This window comes from Coraliomargarita algicola (assembly GCF_033878955.1).
Taxonomy (GTDB): domain Bacteria; phylum Verrucomicrobiota; class Verrucomicrobiia; order Opitutales; family Coraliomargaritaceae; genus Thalassobacterium; species Thalassobacterium algicola.
In genome coordinates, this window is the sequence record NZ_CP138858.1 from 4,398,585 (window position 1) to 4,414,873 (window position 16,289).

The 16,289-nt window shown below is 55.2% G+C and carries 10 protein-coding genes; 8 read left to right on the forward strand and 2 right to left on the reverse strand.

The annotated features are described in order from the left end of the window. Window positions 1-18: 18 nt before the first annotated feature. Genes SH580_RS18145 through SH580_RS18155 form a run of 3 tightly spaced genes read left to right on the forward strand, consistent with a single transcriptional unit; the run spans window position 19 to window position 3,705 of the window. Window positions 19-1,566: a sulfatase family protein gene (locus SH580_RS18145; RefSeq protein WP_319832234.1), complete on the forward strand. Its 1,548-nt coding sequence runs from the start codon at window positions 19-21 to the stop codon at window positions 1,564-1,566. A 28-nt stretch (window positions 1,567-1,594) separates the two neighbouring features. Further along, window positions 1,595-2,689 (forward strand): family 43 glycosylhydrolase, encoded by a 1,095-nt coding sequence (locus SH580_RS18150; protein WP_319832235.1) that lies wholly within the window; start codon window positions 1,595-1,597, stop codon window positions 2,687-2,689. A 29-nt stretch (window positions 2,690-2,718) separates the two neighbouring features. Further along, window positions 2,719-3,705 (forward strand): family 43 glycosylhydrolase, encoded by a 987-nt coding sequence (locus SH580_RS18155; protein ID WP_319832236.1) that lies wholly within the window; start codon window positions 2,719-2,721, stop codon window positions 3,703-3,705. Between the two features lie 87 nt (window positions 3,706-3,792). Here SH580_RS18155 and SH580_RS18160 read toward each other — a convergent pair whose 3' ends face one another. Further along, window positions 3,793-4,752, reverse strand: a complete 960-nt coding sequence (locus SH580_RS18160) for an aldo/keto reductase family protein (protein WP_319832237.1) — start codon at window positions 4,750-4,752, stop codon at window positions 3,793-3,795. A 59-nt stretch (window positions 4,753-4,811) separates the two neighbouring features. Continuing rightward, window positions 4,812-6,227: a GH39 family glycosyl hydrolase gene (locus SH580_RS18165; protein WP_319832238.1), complete on the reverse strand. Its 1,416-nt coding sequence runs from the start codon at window positions 6,225-6,227 to the stop codon at window positions 4,812-4,814. Window positions 6,228-6,305: 78 nt separating this feature from the next. Between SH580_RS18165 and SH580_RS18170 the strand changes: the two genes are divergently transcribed. The 5 genes from SH580_RS18170 to SH580_RS18190 all read left to right on the forward strand — a co-directional run bounded on the left by SH580_RS18170 (window position 6,306) and on the right by SH580_RS18190 (window position 16,060). Then, window positions 6,306-7,874 (forward strand): sulfatase family protein, encoded by a 1,569-nt coding sequence (locus tag SH580_RS18170; protein ID WP_319832239.1) that lies wholly within the window; start codon window positions 6,306-6,308, stop codon window positions 7,872-7,874. Between the two features lie 152 nt (window positions 7,875-8,026). After that, a complete protein-coding gene (locus SH580_RS18175) occupies window positions 8,027-10,342 on the forward strand; it encodes an ankyrin repeat domain-containing protein (RefSeq protein WP_319832240.1) in 2,316 nt (771 codons plus the stop codon). Window positions 10,343-10,464: 122 nt separating this feature from the next. Beyond that, on the forward strand, window positions 10,465-11,835 hold the full coding sequence (locus SH580_RS18180) for an efflux transporter outer membrane subunit (protein WP_319832241.1): 1,371 nt from the start codon (window positions 10,465-10,467) through the stop codon (window positions 11,833-11,835). Window positions 11,836-11,848: 13 nt separating this feature from the next. After that, complete coding sequence (locus SH580_RS18185) at window positions 11,849-12,937, forward strand: efflux RND transporter periplasmic adaptor subunit (RefSeq protein ID WP_319832242.1); 1,089 nt, start codon at window positions 11,849-11,851, stop codon at window positions 12,935-12,937. 6 nt (window positions 12,938-12,943) lie between these two features. Continuing rightward, window positions 12,944-16,060, forward strand: a complete 3,117-nt coding sequence (locus SH580_RS18190; protein ID WP_319832243.1) for an efflux RND transporter permease subunit — start codon at window positions 12,944-12,946, stop codon at window positions 16,058-16,060. Window positions 16,061-16,289 lie beyond the last annotated feature (229 nt).

Here is a 16,289-nt window from a genome sequence, read left to right on the forward strand (position 1 = left end):
CCTGTCTAAACAGATTTTATGAAAATAAATATACTCCACCTCGCATCGGCGCTCTTGGCGTCGGCAAGTCTCTTTGCCCAACAGCCCAATGTCGTGCTGATCTTTGCCGACGATCTCGGTTATGGCGACTTGGGCTGCTATGGGGCGACCAAGGTGCAGACGCCGAATATCGATCGGCTGGCGGCGGAGGGGAAAAAGTTTACCGATGCACACTCGGCCTCGGCAGTGTGCACACCATCGCGCTACGGTTTGTTGACCGGGCAGTATCCTCTGCGTGCCAATGGAGGCAAAGGCCTCTGGGGCCCTGCGCCAGTTGAGTCGGGACTGCTGATTGATGTTGATACGCTGACCATCGCCGATGTCTTCAAGGATCAGGGTTATGATACCGCAGTATTCGGTAAATGGCACCTTGGTTTTGGTGAAGGCAAGAACGACTGGCAGGAGCCGCTGCGCCCCGGCCCCCAGAATCTAGGTTTTGATTATTATTTTGGCATGCCAGTGGTGAATAGCGCGCCGCCCTATGTTTATGTGGAGAACGACCGCATTGTGGGCAGTGATCCGAATGATCCGCTCGTTTATCTCGGTAGAAATGCGAAAGGGGCGACACCGCTCACGCCCATTCCTAAAGAAGCCGCGCAGCGCTCGGCTAATATATTCGGCGGGGCGGTCGAGGCTCACAAGTTGTTTAACGATTACGAAGTGGGCACCACCATCGCTCACAAAGCGACCGACTGGATTGCGTCGCGGGAGGGGAAGCCTTTCTTCCTTTATCTGGCCACGACCAATGTGCATCACCCTTTTACGCCGGCAAAGCAGTTTCAAGGTAGCAGCCAGGCCGGGCCTTACGGCGACTTCGTCCATGAGCTTGACTGGATCGTGGGCGAGGTGCGCAAGAGCCTCGAAGCTTCAGGAGTCGCTGATAACACCGTCATTATTTTCACCAGCGACAATGGCGGCATGTTTAATCTCGGCGGACGTGAAGCCGCCAAGTTGGGGCACAAGATTAACGGCGACCTGCTGGGTTCCAAGTTCGGTGTGTGGGAGGGCGGTCACCGTGTGCCCTTCATCGCCTGGTGGCCGGGCAAAATCGAGGCCGGCACGGTCTCCGATCAATTGATGAATAGCGTCGATTTATTGGCGACCTTCGCGACGCTGGTCGGCCGCGAACTCTCTGAGGCGGAGCAGAAGGACAGTATCAACATGCTCCCCGCGCTCACTGGCAATCCGGAGCAGCCATTGCGCACGGAAATGATCATGACGCCCAACAAGCCGAGCCATGCATCGATTCGCAAGGGCAAGTGGATGTATATTCCGGCGCAAAACGATGGCGGCTTTAAAGGCTCCAAGCCCCATCAACACGCCTGGGGCGGTCCAGCGGTCACCACCTTGGTCGGCACGCCCAACAGTGACATTGTGAATGGTAAGATCAAGAAGGGCGCACCGCGTGGGCAGCTCTACGATCTGGAAGCGGATCGCAATCAAACCCAGAATCTTTATAATCAATACCCGGAAGTCGTTGAGCAGATGAACGCATTGCTCGCGGAATATAATCAGGGTAAAAAATAAACCACCTAAACCCTTGGAAAGAATGACCATGAAGACCTCCCAATATCTATCACTCGCGCTGCTTCCTGCGTGTTTACTCATGAACGCGTGCCAAAGCAGCGATGCGCAAAGCGGAGTGGCGGCAGCTGATAGCCCAGTTACTGCATCCAACTCCGCGACGGTCGATGGCCTGATCCCTGCCGTTCGCGCGGAGGCCGCGGCGACTGTGGCCAATGTGAGCAAGGTAACCGTTACAGTCAAACGGACGAATTTAAACGGCATCGGCGAAGAGGAGGGTGTCATGCGCCGCGATCCCAGCGATGTGATCAAAGTGGGTGATCTCTATTACGTATGGTATTCCAAAGGTCCGATCGCGACTGGGTACGATGCCACGGTTTGGTATGCGACTTCACCTGACGGCTTTGACTGGACGGAGCAGGGCATGGCGTTGGACAAAGGCACTGAAGGCACTTGGGAGGGCGCAAGTGTCTTCACGCCCAACATCCTTGTGGCTGAAGGCAAATACTGGCTTTTCTATACGGGCATTTCCTCTTCATACTATGAGAAGCCATTCAACCCCGATTCCAAAATCGGAATCGCAGTTTCCGACTCACCAAACGGCCCATGGAAGAAGCTGAGCACCAACCCTGCGCTGACGAACAGCGAGGTCAGTTCGGACTTTGATAGTCATTTGGTCGACGACGCCTGCCTGATGGTGCGCGATGGCAAATACTGGTTCTACTACAAAGGCCGTCAGCTCGGTAAGAGCCCGGCACATACCAAAATGGGAGTCGCCATCGCCGATAAGCCGCAAGGCCCCTACGTGAAATACGAGAACAATCCGGTCATCCCCGGAAACCACGAAGTCGTTGCCTGGCCGCAAGGTTCGGGCGTGGCTGCCATGATCGGCCCGCGGGCGCCGACTGCAATTCGCCACTCCATCATGTATTCCGAAGACGGACTAAATTTCACCAAGACACACGATATCAAAGGCCACCCCTGGGCTGCCGGTTCGTATCGTCCCGAGGCCTTTACCGATCGCGACGGGGGGCAGCCCATCCAATGGGGCATCGAAATGGCGGTGACCAAGGGGAAGGGGAATCTTCCTTTCCTTCGTCGCTACGATGTCATCTGGTCGAAGTAAGCAAAGCTCCATCTTAGGAATCAGTTTCCATGCAAATACATAAGCGAACACTTCTGGCCCTGCTAACCGCGTGCCTATTCCATTCTGCGCCGCTGGAGGCCGCGGGTGCTGGTAAAGCCGTCGCCAAGGTCACTCGCACAGAACTCGCTGGGATCGGGCAAGAGGCGGGTGTGATGCGTCGCGACCCGAGCGATATTATCAAGATCGGTGATCAGTTTTATGTATGGTATTCGAAGGGGCCGATCTCCACTGGCTACAATGCCACGGTTTGGTATGCCACTTCGCAAGACGGCATTCATTGGACTGAACAGGGCGAGAGTATCGCAAAAGGCGAGCCGGGCAACTGGGACGCCGGCGGAGTTTTTACGCCCAACATCCTCGTGGCCGAGGGTAAGTATTGGCTTTTTTACACCGGAGTTTCCCGCGATTATGAACGTCCGTTTAATCCCGACTCCAAGATCGGTATCGTGGTGTCGGATTCTCCCGATGGCCCTTGGGAGCGTCTGCCGAACAATCCTGTCTTAAAGAACAGCGACAACCCTGGGGATTTTGATAGCCACTTGGTGGATGACGCCTGCCTCTTGGTGCGCAATGGGCAATACTACTTCTACTACAAAGGTCGCCAGTTGGGCAAGAGTCCGGCGGATACGCAAATGGGCTTGGCCATCGCTGATGCCCCGGGTGGACCTTACGTGCGAGTCGAGAGTAATCCGGTCATCCCGGGGAATCACGAAGTGCTGGTCTGGCCGCAAGGCGAGGGCGTCGCCGCCATGATTGGTAAAGTCGGCCCGAAGGCAATACAGCACACGGTTCTGTATGCCGAAGATGGTCTCAACTTTTCCAAGACACACGACATCGTCGGCGGCAGTCCTTGGGCGGGCGGCACGTATCGTCCCGAAGCCTTCACCGATAGTCAGCAAGGCGCAGCCCCCACTTGGGGCGTCGAGATCGGTAAGGTGAAAGATAAGAAAGTCTTACCCTTTATTCGCCGCGTCGACATCGAGTGGTCGGAGTAGGTGATTCGGGATAGGCGATCGGGACAGGAGTGTCCCGTCTCCTTTGGGCCTCACGGAGCATGGACACTCCTGTCCATGATTTTGGTCTTAGGGAATCGTTGCTGGATCTACCGTGCTACGTTTGGCTTCTTTGGGTGAAAGTGCGTTGATCTTGGCGATCTGCGCGTCATCCAGTTCAAAGTCAAATAGCTGGAGGTTTTGTGCCATGCGTTGCGGGTTGGAGCTTTTGGGCAGGACCACGCGGCCGCATTGCAGTTGCCAACGCAGGATCACCTGTCCGGTGGAGCGTCCGGTTTGTTGAGCGATCTCAGAGATCACCGGATCTTTCAAAATGCCATAGGCACCTGAGGCGAAGGGGGCGTAGGCCTCGACCAAGATGTCGTGGGATTGGCAATAGGCTTCCAATTCCGGGTCCTGACAATAGGGGTGGAGCTCAAACTGATTGACCGCAGGCACGGTACGTCCGGCGGAGATCAAGTCTTCGATGTGGTCGGCGGTAAAGTTGCAGACGCCAATCGCATGTGCGTCGCCGCGCTTGACCAACGATTCGAAGACCTCCCAAATCGCCAGACGCGCTTCGCGGGCGAAGCCTTTGTCCTTATTCACAAAGTCGCCCGGCCAGTGCATCAGTAGCAAGTCGACGTAGCCCATGCCGAGCTTTTCTTTGGAGGCTTCAAAGTCGTCCATCACCCGTTGCTGAATGTCGGGCACGGAGCCCCAATTCCAAGTTAAGCGGTGGGAGATCGCGACATGGGGCGGTGCGGCCGGGTGGGCCAACTTGGTGGTGATAAACAGGTCTTCGCGCTGAACTTGGCCTTCACTTAAAGCGCGCCCAACGATGTCGCCCACGTGGCGCTCGGTGCCGTAGCAATGCGCCGTGTCCAAGTGCTGATAGCCAGCCTTGAGGGCTTCGGTCACTCCATGCCAGGCGAGTTCAGGGCGAAAACCCTGCATTTCCGTGTCGTCGGTCCAGTTGCCAAAAGCGCAGCCAAAGCCTACCGCAGGGATGGTTTTACCCGTGTTTAATGTGAAATTCGGATCAGTCATCAAGCAAGCATAGAAGGATTTGGAGCAAATGCAACTGGTGGCCGAAAAGAGATCTAAGATTATGGGTGAACCTCGATTAAGCTGTGGTCCGTCAGAATGAGCGGAGTGTTGGAAATTGGCAGATTCAGTAATTCATTCATTCCATATTGATTCTGTACGACCTTTAATTGGTAGACGTTTTGAGTCTGTGGATCGATCAATACTGGAGATTCGAGATGTAATCCTGCGTCTAGCCAATATTCAAAGTGCATGCTACGCCAGATTGTTTCATTTTCAACTGGTTCGCGTAGCCACCAGCTAATGACGGGGATATTGTCACGGATGAAGCTGGCCTGGTAGGCTGAAGATGCTTGTGCGCGTGTGATGGCTTCCCCTGAATCGCCCCCTTCGAGTCGAAAAGAGGTGCGTCCTGCAGCTATTTCTAATGGATCATGCAGTAGTGTCGCTAAACTTTGCAAGGCGTCGTAAGCTGGCTTGGTTGTGCCATCTTCCATGCGAATTAATCCATAATGGCATGTATAGTTAAGTTCTCCCTGCATCATATAGTGTGAGAAATCACCCATGTTGAAATAATTGACGTGTTGCGCGTCGTAGCTGAGCTCGGCTAGCACGCGCCTCAAAAGCCAGCGTGCTTGTATGTCTTCACTCACTTGCATCGCAGCCATTGCTTGTGTGTTACCTGGTGGCACTTTCGAAGGGCAGCCAGTTTCGCCCTGCCAGTATGCGAGTGTAGGTTTATATTGTCTTAATAAACGCAAATATGCAGGGAACTCTTCGCTGCAATATTGTTCAGGCATATACTTATAGCCATGGTAGCTGACGGCATCGATCCAGTCTGCCATGCCACATTCCAGACAGTCGCGAGTGAATGTTAGGCCAGCGGGTGTCATTGCCCGGGCAAAGGCTCCGCCGATGATGTACGCGTCTGGCAATACCTTGCGAATCGCGGTCGCGGTGAGTGCCACGAGTTCCACGTATGTCTTGGGATGCGGCTTGGGCAGAAAGAAGCCACCGCCGTCGGGTTCGTTCCAAATTTCGAAATGGGTGATGCGTCCTTGATAGTGCCTTACGGTCGCAGCCACGTAGTTTTTCCATCCCTGACGTTCCTTCTCTGTATAAATAGGAGGGTTGCCCACCCCAGCCGAGCCAGCTCCATCAGTGTAGAGCACATTGCCATAGCTTAAGCTCAACCACGGTTGAATGCCACGTTGGATCAAAGGATCTATGATCGCATCCAGCCATTCGAAATTATACTGTCCCGCAACTGTTTCTGTTCTGGCCCAACCGCTCTGTACACGTGCCCATTTGACTCCGAGAGCTCCAACGACTTTCCATGCGGGGGCGACATCCCACATGTTTCGATCCAGTGTTTCGAATCCCACGCCCAAGCGTGAGGATTGGATGTCTTGGCTCGCCTTTGTTTGTAGACGTCCAAGTAGAGGGAATTGTTGAAAGGTTGTTGTGTGTGTGTTCATACCTTATCGTTTGGTCCTCTACTATGAAAGTTGATTTTATCTTTGTTTATTAGTCGTGAGGCCATCAGATTTTGTCTAATGATTAGAATCAATCCCTTAGGATGTGTAGTCTGTTTTTTATTTGTTTTTTCTGTCTGCTTTATACAGGCGGAGGGAACCGCGCCCAATGTTGTTCTGATCGTGGTCGAGGATCTCGGCTACGGGGATCTGGGCTGCTACGGCGCAACGAAAGTGGCCACGCCGAACATTGATCAACTGGCGGAGCGGGGACGGCGCTTTACCGATGCCCATTCCGCGTCGGCGGCGAGCTCGCCTTCGCGCTATGCCGTGTTGACGGGGGCGTATCCGTTTCGCCGTAACCTGTGGGCGCCGGCCCGCAACGATGCCGCGCTCCTGATCGATCCAGAGCAGTCGACACTGGCCAATCTGTTTCAGGCAAAGGGCTATGCCACGGCCTTTATCGGTAACTGGCAACTGGGCTTTGGCGAAGGAGGACACGACTGGCCCGAGCTCCTTAAAGCTGGTCCCTTGTCGCTGGGCTTTGATTATTTCTACGGATTGCCCGTAGGCAATAGCGTGAGTCCGTTTGTTTATGTTGAGAACGAGCAAATTGTCGGTGGAGACCCCGAGGATCCGCTTGTCTATCTGGGCCGAAAGCGAGGCAAAGAGGCCACGCCGCTGACGCCGATCTTACCCGAGGAAGGGCAGCGCTCGGACAACGAGTTTGGCGGCGCGCAAAGGGCGCATGCGATCTATGACGACTATGCAGTCGGCAGCCAACTGACGCAGAAAGCGAACGACTGGATCGCATCACAGGCCCGTTCGACAGGCTCAGGGCAGGCAGGCCAGCCCTTCTTCCTGTATTATTCCACCGTGCAGATCCATCACCCCTACACGCCGGCCGCGCCGTTTCGCGGCAGCAGTGAGGCGGGGCTCTATGGGGATGTCATTCATGAGCTCGACTGGCTAGTGGGACAGCTCGTCGACCAACTCGAAAGCCAGGGAGTCTTGGAGAACACTTTGATCATTCTGACCAGTGACAATGGTCCCATGTTCAGCGCAGTCGGGCAGGCTGCCTTTAAGCAGGGACACGACAGTCGTGGCGAATTGTTGGGCTACAAATTCAGCGCCTGGGAGGGCGGGCATCGTGTGCCCTTCATTGCCAGTTGGCCGGGGAAGATTGATCCAGGCACGCAGTCGGATCAATTGCTGAGTACGATGGATCTCTTTGCCACTTTTGCCGCCTTGACCCAGCAGGCGAATGTCGCGCCGGACAGTATCAATATGCTACCCGCCTTGTTGGAAGCGCCGGAGCAAGCACTCCGCGATCATCTGATCATCGCCGCGCGTCAAGAGGGGCATCTTGCGCTGCGAGCAGGGAAGTGGGCCTACCTCCCTTTTCAGGGCGGTGCTGGTTTTAAGGGGAAGAAGCCAGGCCAAAACAATTTTGGCGGTCCGCCTGCAGTTGCATTCTCAGGTCGTGAAAATAGCGACATTGAGAATGGGCGGATACGCAAAGACGCCCCGCCTGCACAGCTTTACGATCTAGAAGCCGACCCCAGTCAAAGCAAGAACCTGTATCACGAGCATCCCGATGTTGTAAAACAGTTGGCCTCCTTATTATCGGAGTACAAAAGCGCAAAGTAGTTGTTTTCGGACCCCTTATGTAGGCGTGTTCCGACTCCTGGATGGACTCATCACTCACGCCAGGCTCTTCGACCAGGATTGGGCACTTGTTCTTTTCAATATCGAAAAAATAGAAGCTTTAATAACGGGAAATAAGCTTGTATGCAGAAGCGATGAATCTTCGCTGGATACATTCTATTTTACTTTGGATTCTGCCTTCTCTGGCCCTTGCTGGGATTGAGTTTAATGAAGGAGACTATGAAAAGAGCTTTGTCCTGGGACTGGAGCAGCCCGGAAATCTGACACTGGACCTCAAAAAGGAGTATAAGGGACAGCAGAGTGCCGAGCTTATGTTTGTCTACGATGAGGTCCGTATGCGCTGGGAGCAAAAAGGAGATCATATCCATCTTTACCGCTTACCCGCTTATCGTGATCGTAGTGAAGAGGAATTGGCCTTTGTTCTCAGCTATGAGCCTGAAGCGCAGGTTTTGATCTTTGAGCCGGAGGGGTTATTGAAAAATCAGGCTTACTTTGATTTTTTTGCTGAGAAAAAATGGCAAGCGGCGAACAAGCGGGCGGACTCTGGCTATAGAATGTATCAGGCCAGTCGCAATCAGCCGAGGAGTTTCTATCAACTAAAGAGTAAAGGCAGCTTTCCGGACGACACGCCTGCGGTGCTCATGAATCTAGCGGCACGCCTCTTTCGTGACCGTGTGCATGAGCTAAGGGCACCGCTTTTATATCCTGACTTGGATGCGTCGACCTTGCGAGTCGTGGCGGAGGCTATGTTCGACGAAGAATATGATCAGCATACGCTGCATCGTCCACTGGTGGCGGCTCATCCGCATACGCCAGCAGACTTGCGCGATCGATTCTTTGAAAGTGAAGGACATAATCGGGTTCAGGTCTGGCGTGCGGTGGCAATGCGGGAAGATGAATCGGAGGCGCGCTATCAAGCGTATTTGCGTCGAATCAAAGAGGGGGAGCAGTTGGACCGACACATGGTCGCCCGGGATCGTGAAGCACCACGAGAAGCCTGGGAACTGGCACTCGCGCCAGGGGAGCGCGATGTATTGCGGGAGTTTAGTCGGAATCCGAATGCGCCGGCAGATATGATCACAGATCTATTTCAGAGTGGAGCCTTGAAGCATGATGCGGGGGGCATGGCCTCCAACCCACAAACTCCGCCTGCGGTGCTGGATGCCCTGTCAAATACCGAAGAGAAACAGATCCTTTGGGCCTTGCAGCGTAACCCGTCCACCCCGGAGGCGACGATTCTGAAGATCCTTAATTATTTTGCAAACAGTCCGAGTGCTAACTTAAGAGGGCATGCGGCCCGGGACGAACGCACCCCTGTAGACCTGCTCGAGAAGTTGGCTCAGGATGTGAACACTAATGTTCGCATCGGTGTTGCGGTGAATTCCGGGGCGCCCCGTCACCTGCTGGAACAACTCGCCGAAGACAGGCATCAAGTGCCCGCCGAGCGTGCGCGGGATACCCTCAGAAGGTATCATAAGGCGGTCTATGAGGCGAAGAAGGCAAGCTGGACACCGAGTGATCAGCTCAACCCCCACAATGATCTCTCTCAAGAGTTTATTGCAGCGATAAAAGCGGGTGATCAGGACGCGGCGCGTAAATTGATCGCCTACACAGATGATCCCGAAACCCGTCTGAAGGATATGGACATCCTGTGGGCGATTCAGAATCATAACTTTGAGGACTTCAAAGTTTTGTTTAAGGAGACGCTGATGAAGCTGGAGCCCCGCTCGCGTCTGAACATGTTGAATCGTGATCAGGTCACTGCCGAGCAATTGAGTTGGGCGATTGATGAGGGAGTGGTGACAGCGGACCAGGCGCCGCAGGTCGTGGGTAATTACACGCGCAAGGGGCGCAACGATTTGATCGAGATTTTGGAGGAAGCCGGTCTGCTGGATTCGATTGATGAACAATCGGCAACGGAATGCCTATTTGTTGCCGTCCTCACGCGCAACGAAGCGCTCAGCGCATTCTGGCTGGGTAAAGGCGCTGACCCCAACCGCAAAGGTCGCGAAAACTTAACTGCAATCGAGGTCGCCAAGCGCTTCCGTTCCTTGTCGATCCTTGAGCTGCTCGATCAGGAAGGTCGCCACGCAGACTTTGTTGAAGAGATTCGACGGGAGTTTCCAGTTCCGAATAATCCGGACTATGTCGGCGTCTGGACGAATCGAATGGATGGCTTTGGAGAAAGCTCGATGCGTCTCTTTGAAGACGGCAGCGGCCGCATCGGAGCGACTATGGTGCTATTGCCGTTTCTTTGGAAAGAAGTGGGGGAGAAGCAGATTGAGCTCGCGATGGTGAATCCTGATTCCGGCGAGTTAATTGAGGAGCGCATGCAATTCGTGCTAACTGATAGGCTGAAGGAACATCCGAATGAAAAGCGCTCTGTGCCGATGCTGCAAGCAGTGGGGAAGGACCTCGTATACTTTAAGGTATCAACGGATACGAAATGAGCCTCGAATGAGGTGGGATACGTTTTCTAGCTAATATTATTTTAATTATTTTTTTGGGAATAAAGCTTTGGTTGTTTCCTCGCAGCTCCAACGCAACTACTGCTAACAATTTAATAAACCGCATGACTTTCGGGAAAAAATGCCAGTCCCTACTTACCATATTATCTTTATTCTCCTGTGCCGGCTGTGCTGTGCATCGGGTGAACGAATCGCCAGAGGCGCCTATGCAGGCGTCTCACTACCAAACGGTTGTGCAGACCGGGGACGGAGCCTCGGCTAGCGTTTGGTGGCAGGCCTTTGAGCGCCCGGAGCTGGACGCTTTGATCCAGCAAGCGCTAGCCGCGAATCCGGGCCTAGGGCAGGCGATGGAGCGTGTGCGCCAAGCACGTTTCCTTGCAGCCCAATCGGCTGCCGGTGGCAAGCCGAAGCTCTCACTTGACGGCGCCGCGGGTCGTGACTGGGAGGGGCGTCAGCCGGATGATTGGACTTGGAGCGCGGGCCTCGGCGCAGCTTGGGAGCTGGATCTGTTCCGGCGTATTGAAAGCCAGCGTTTGAGTGACAGATACAGTGCGCAAGCGCGTCAGGCGGATGCGGAACTGGTCGCGCTCTCGCTCTCGATTGAGGTGGCGAATGCCTACTTTGGTTCGGTAGCGGCGGCGAATAAATTACAGCTGCTCCAGCAGCAGGTGGAGCTGGATCAGGATCTGCTGGAATTGATTCAACTGCGCCGTGATCAGGGAGTGGGCACGGTGGTGGATGTGCTGCAGCAGGAAAGTCAATTGGCCGATAGCCAGACCTTGATTCCTTTGGCAGAGTCGGAGCTGCGTAGCTATGAAAACCTGCTGGATATTCTGGTCGGTGAGCTACCGGATGGGAATAACCGTATCCCAGCGGAGGATCAACTGAGCTTTGATGCGGCCATGCCGCCGCTGGGCGTGCCGGCGGATCTGCTGGTGCAACGTCCCGATCTGCGGGCCGCGCTGGCCGACTTGGTTGCCGCAGATGCCTCGATCGCGGTGGCGGTGGCGGAGCGCCTGCCGCAACTGACCTTGAGTGGCTCGGCCGCGGTGGGAGCCACCAGTAGCTACGAGGGCGCGCTCAGCTCGCTGGCCGCCAATTTCACGGGGCCGCTGCTGGACTGGGGACGACGGAAGGCGGAGGTCGAGCGCCGGAAATCCATTTATCAAGAGCAGTTGCTCAGCTTTACCGAGATCTATCTGCGCGCGGTCGAGGAGGTCGAAACCACGCTCTATCAAGAGCAGAAACAGCGCGAATTCCTCAAGCGTTTGCGTCACCGACGCGATATTTTGCAGCGGGCACTGGAAGAGACGGAGGCCCGCTTTAAACAGGGCATCGACGATTACCTGCCAGTTTTAACTGCCCTGCAAAGCCTGCGGGAGATCGAGCGCGACTTGATCGACGAGCAATTTGAACTCCTACAGCTACGCATCCGACTGCACCTGGTCACGGGTGGACGTATGCCAACACTTTAACCGACGATACACGATGAACCTTCTCAAATTTATGCGACCCCAACTCTACCTGCTGGCCGCTGCGCTGCTGGCGACTGCCCAATCTTCGACTGCGCAGACCGCGGTCAAAGTCTTTGCCACCCGGGCAGCGGAAAAAGCAATCTTCGATGAAGTCGAGGCGCTCGGCACGCTGCGCGCGAACGAAAGCATCAATCTCACCTCCACCGTCACGGAGTATGTCACGGCGATCAACTTCGACGACAACCAGCGCGTGAAAAAGGGGCGTGTGCTCCTGGAAATGGATGCGGCGGAAGAAGAGGCTGAACTGGCGGAAGTCATGTCCTTGTTGGAAGAATCGCAGCGTCAGGTGGAGCGTCTGAAGCCCTTGGTCGAGCGAGGGGCTGCCAGCGAATCCGCGATCGATGAAAAGCGTCGCGAAGTCGAAGCGGCCAGGGCCCGCGCACAGGCCATACAGTCGCGTATCAACCAGCGCCGAATTGTTGCGCCCTTTGATGGCGTGGTGGGCCTGCGTAATCTCTCGGTCGGTGCCCTCATGCAACCCGGCACCCTGATCACGACCTTGGATGACGACTCCGTGATGAAGCTCGATTTCTCCGTGCCTTCGGTCTTCTTATCGACTCTGAAACCGGGACTACAAATTCAGGCCCGGGCGCGCGCTTATCCGGAGCGACTTTTTGAAGGAACGGTGGCTAGCGTGGACAGTCGGATCGATCCAGTGACGCGGGCTGTGTTGGCACGTGCTTTGATTGAGAACAGCAACCAGACGCTTAAGCCCGGCATGCTCATGCGGGTGACCTTGCGCAAAGATCCGCGTGTTGCGATCGTCTTGCCTGAAGGTGCCTTGGTGTCGCAAGCTGAGAAGGTCTATGTGTATCGCGTGATCGAGTCAGACGGCGCGCAGAAGGTCGAGCGTCGTGCGGTTGAAATCGGTGCCCGCCGCAAAGGAGAAGCTGAAATTTTGTCCGGTATCGAGATCGGCGATTGGATCGTGACCGATGGCACCATGAAATTACGCCCGGGGGCGATGGTCGAAGTCATTGCCGAAGAAAGCGGGAGTGAAACACTGAGCGAGAAGCTTGGGCAAGCCAAACCGAAGCTCTAAACGATTATGTTAATTTCCGATATTTCTGTTAAACGTCCGGTCTTTGCTTCGGTCATTTCGCTGATTCTGATCGCCTTCGGGCTGGTCTCTTTTCAGCGACTTTCCTTACGCGAGTATCCCGATATCGATCCGCCGGTGGTCACGGTCGAGGTTTCGTATCCGGGCGCGCCGGCCAATATTGTGGAGACACGGATCACCAAGCTGCTGGAGGAGCGCATCGCCGGTATCGAGGGCATCGAGTATGTCGAGTCGAGCTCGCAGGACGGTGAAGCCAGCGTGACGATTGAATTTGCCATCGACCGCGACATCGACGGCGCGGCCAACGATGTGCGCGACCGCATCTCGGGCATTCAGGATAATTTGCCGGAAGAGGCCGAGCCGCCGGAAGTGCAAAAGGTGGATAGTAACGACGACGTGATCATTTGGCGCAATCTCGCCAGCGACCGTCACAGCATCGAGGAGTTGACCGACTACGCCGAGCGCTATCTGGTCGACCGTTACTCAACGCTCGATGGCGTGGCCCGCATCCGTATCGGCGGCGGCCTGCGCTACGCCATGCGGGTGTGGCTCGACCGTCAGGAGCTGGCGGCGCGTGGGCTCAGTGTGTCCGATGTTGAAGATGCGCTGCGCGCTGAAAATGTGGAGTTGCCCGCAGGCTCGCTGGAGTCCGATGTGCGCTTGTTCAAAGCGCGGGTGGATCGTAAATTCAAGGAGCCCGAAGACTTTGGCAAACTCGTGCTGGCTGAAGGCGATGACGGCTATTTGATTCGCCTCGCGGATGTCGCCCGTGTCGAACTCGGCGTGGAGGAAAACCGTATCATGTTTCGCGGCAATGAAGTGCCCATGGTCGGTATCGGCACGATTAAGCAGTCCACAGCCAATACCATTGATGTGGCCCGTCAGGTCAAGGCGCTCACGGCGGAAATCAACAAGAGCCTGCCCGAGGGCATGAGCATCGAGGAAAGTTACGATGCCTCGGTCTTTATCGAAGAGGCGATTCATGAAGTGTATACCACGCTCTTCATTGCGATCGGCTGTGTGATCGTGGTGATCTATCTTTTCCTTGGTAGTGTGCGGGCCACACTGGTGCCCGCGGTGACGGTTCCGGTCTCGGTCATCGCGACCTTTATCGTAGTCTATAGCCTCGGGTTTTCGATTAACTTGCTGACCTTGTTGGCGCTGGTTCTGGCTATCGGACTGGTGGTGGACGATGCGATTGTGATGTTGGAAAACATCGTGCGTCGCATCCAAGAGCTCGGCGAGCCGCCCTTGCTGGCGGCTTATCGCGGGGCCCGTCAGGTCGGCTTCGCGGTGATTGCGACCACCTTGGTCTTGGTGGCGGTCTTTGTGCCGATTACCTTTCTGGAGGGCGACATCGGACGTTTGTTTACCGAGTTTGCGCTCACGATTGCTGCGGCGGTGTGTTTTTCCTCTCTGGTGGCGCTGACGCTTTCGCCCATGCTGGCCTCCAAGGTATTGAGCCGTCAGACGGAGCCGAATTTCCTCGTGCGTGGGATTGATGCCACGATCCGTTTTTTCCGCACCGGCTATCTGGGGGCTCTGCGATTTTGCCTGCGCGTGCCATTGTTAGTGGTGGCCGTCTTTGTTGGGCTGCTCGCCTTGATTGCATTGGTCTATAGCAAGGTGCCACAGGAATTTGCGCCGACAGAAGACCGCGGTGTGATCTTCCTCTTGGTCAATGGCCCCGAAGGCGCGACCTTTAACTATATGGAAGAGTATATGACAGAGATCGAGCAACGCATGTTGCCCTTTGTCGAAAGCGGGGAGATCCGCCGCATGTTGGTGCGTTCGCCTCGCTCTTTTGGTAATCTGGAAAACTTCAATTCCGGCATCGTTATTTTCATTCTTGAAGATTGGGCGAAGCGACGCAGCGCCTTTGACATGATCAATGACATCCGTGCCAAACTTGCCGATTTACCAGGCGTGCGAGCCTTTCCTGTCATCCGTCAAGGACTCGGCGGCGGCACTTCCAAGCCGGTGCAATTTGTGCTCGGCGGATCCACCTACGAAGAACTAGCTGCCTGGCGCGATATCATCATGGAGCAAGTCGAGGCCAACAACCCCGGTCTGGTGGGGCTGGACAGCGACTACAAAGAGACCCGTCCGCAGATCGACCTATCGGTTAACTACGACCGAGCCGCGACACTCGGGGTGACCATCGAGCAGATCGGCCGCACCCTCGAAACCATGATGGGTGGGCGCAACGTGACGACCTTCCTGCAGCGCGGCGAGGAATACGATGTGATCGTCGAAGGAGAGCGGGAGAGCCAGCGTTCTTTCGCCGATATCGAAAACATCTACGTGCGCAGTGAACGCACCGGCGAATTGATCCCTTTGTCGAATCTCGTATCCATTAATGAATACGGAGCCGCGGAGACACTCTCACGCTACAATCGCGTGCGCTCCATCACACTGGAGGCGAATCTGGAAGACGGCTACACACTCGGCGAGGCGCTGGGCTATCTGGAAGGCCTAGTTCGCGAGCACTTGCCCGAAGAGGCGATTGTCGACTACAAGGGGCAGAGTCGCGAATTCGTACAATCCGGCAGTTCGATTCTGTTTATCTTCGTCCTCGGGATCATCGTGGTTTTCCTCGTCATGGCTGCGCAATTTGAGAGCTACATTCACCCATTTGTCATTATGCTGACCGTGCCACTCGCGATTGGTGGCGGTCTCTTGGGCTTGTTCCTGACCGGGGGCACTTTAAATATCTATTCGCAGATCGGGCTCATTATGTTGATCGGTCTGGCCGCGAAGAACGGTATCCTAATTGTTGAATTTGCCAATCAGTTACGCGACGAAGGCCGCTCCTTCCGCGAGGCGCTGATTGAGGCTTGTGAAACACGCTTCCGTCCCATTGCCATGACCGGATTGACGACGATCGCCGGATCGGTCCCGCTGGTTTTGAGCAGCGGAGCCGGAGCCGAAACACGCTCCGTCATCGGTATCGTCACACTCTTCGGCGTGGTGGCCGCGACCTTGTTCACGCTCTTCATTGTGCCCGTCGCTTATGACTTGATCGCCCGCCGCACCAGCTCACCACAAGCCGTGGAGAAAGAACTCAATCAGCTCGCTGTCGATGAGAACGCGATGAATATTTAACCTTAATTCAGAAGTCAGAGGCCAGAAAATAGAAACCAGTCACTATGAATCGGTCAGTTTTGAAAATCACGACATGCGCCATTTTGGCGAGACAGGAAGTGCCAGAACTGATAGATATTCATCTCTGGCTTCTGACATTTGGCCTCCGACATCTGTCTTCTGACTACTTTTTCTATAAGGTTTAAGGTTCGTAAATTTGAGGTGACACGCGGGACAAGAGTCCCGACTC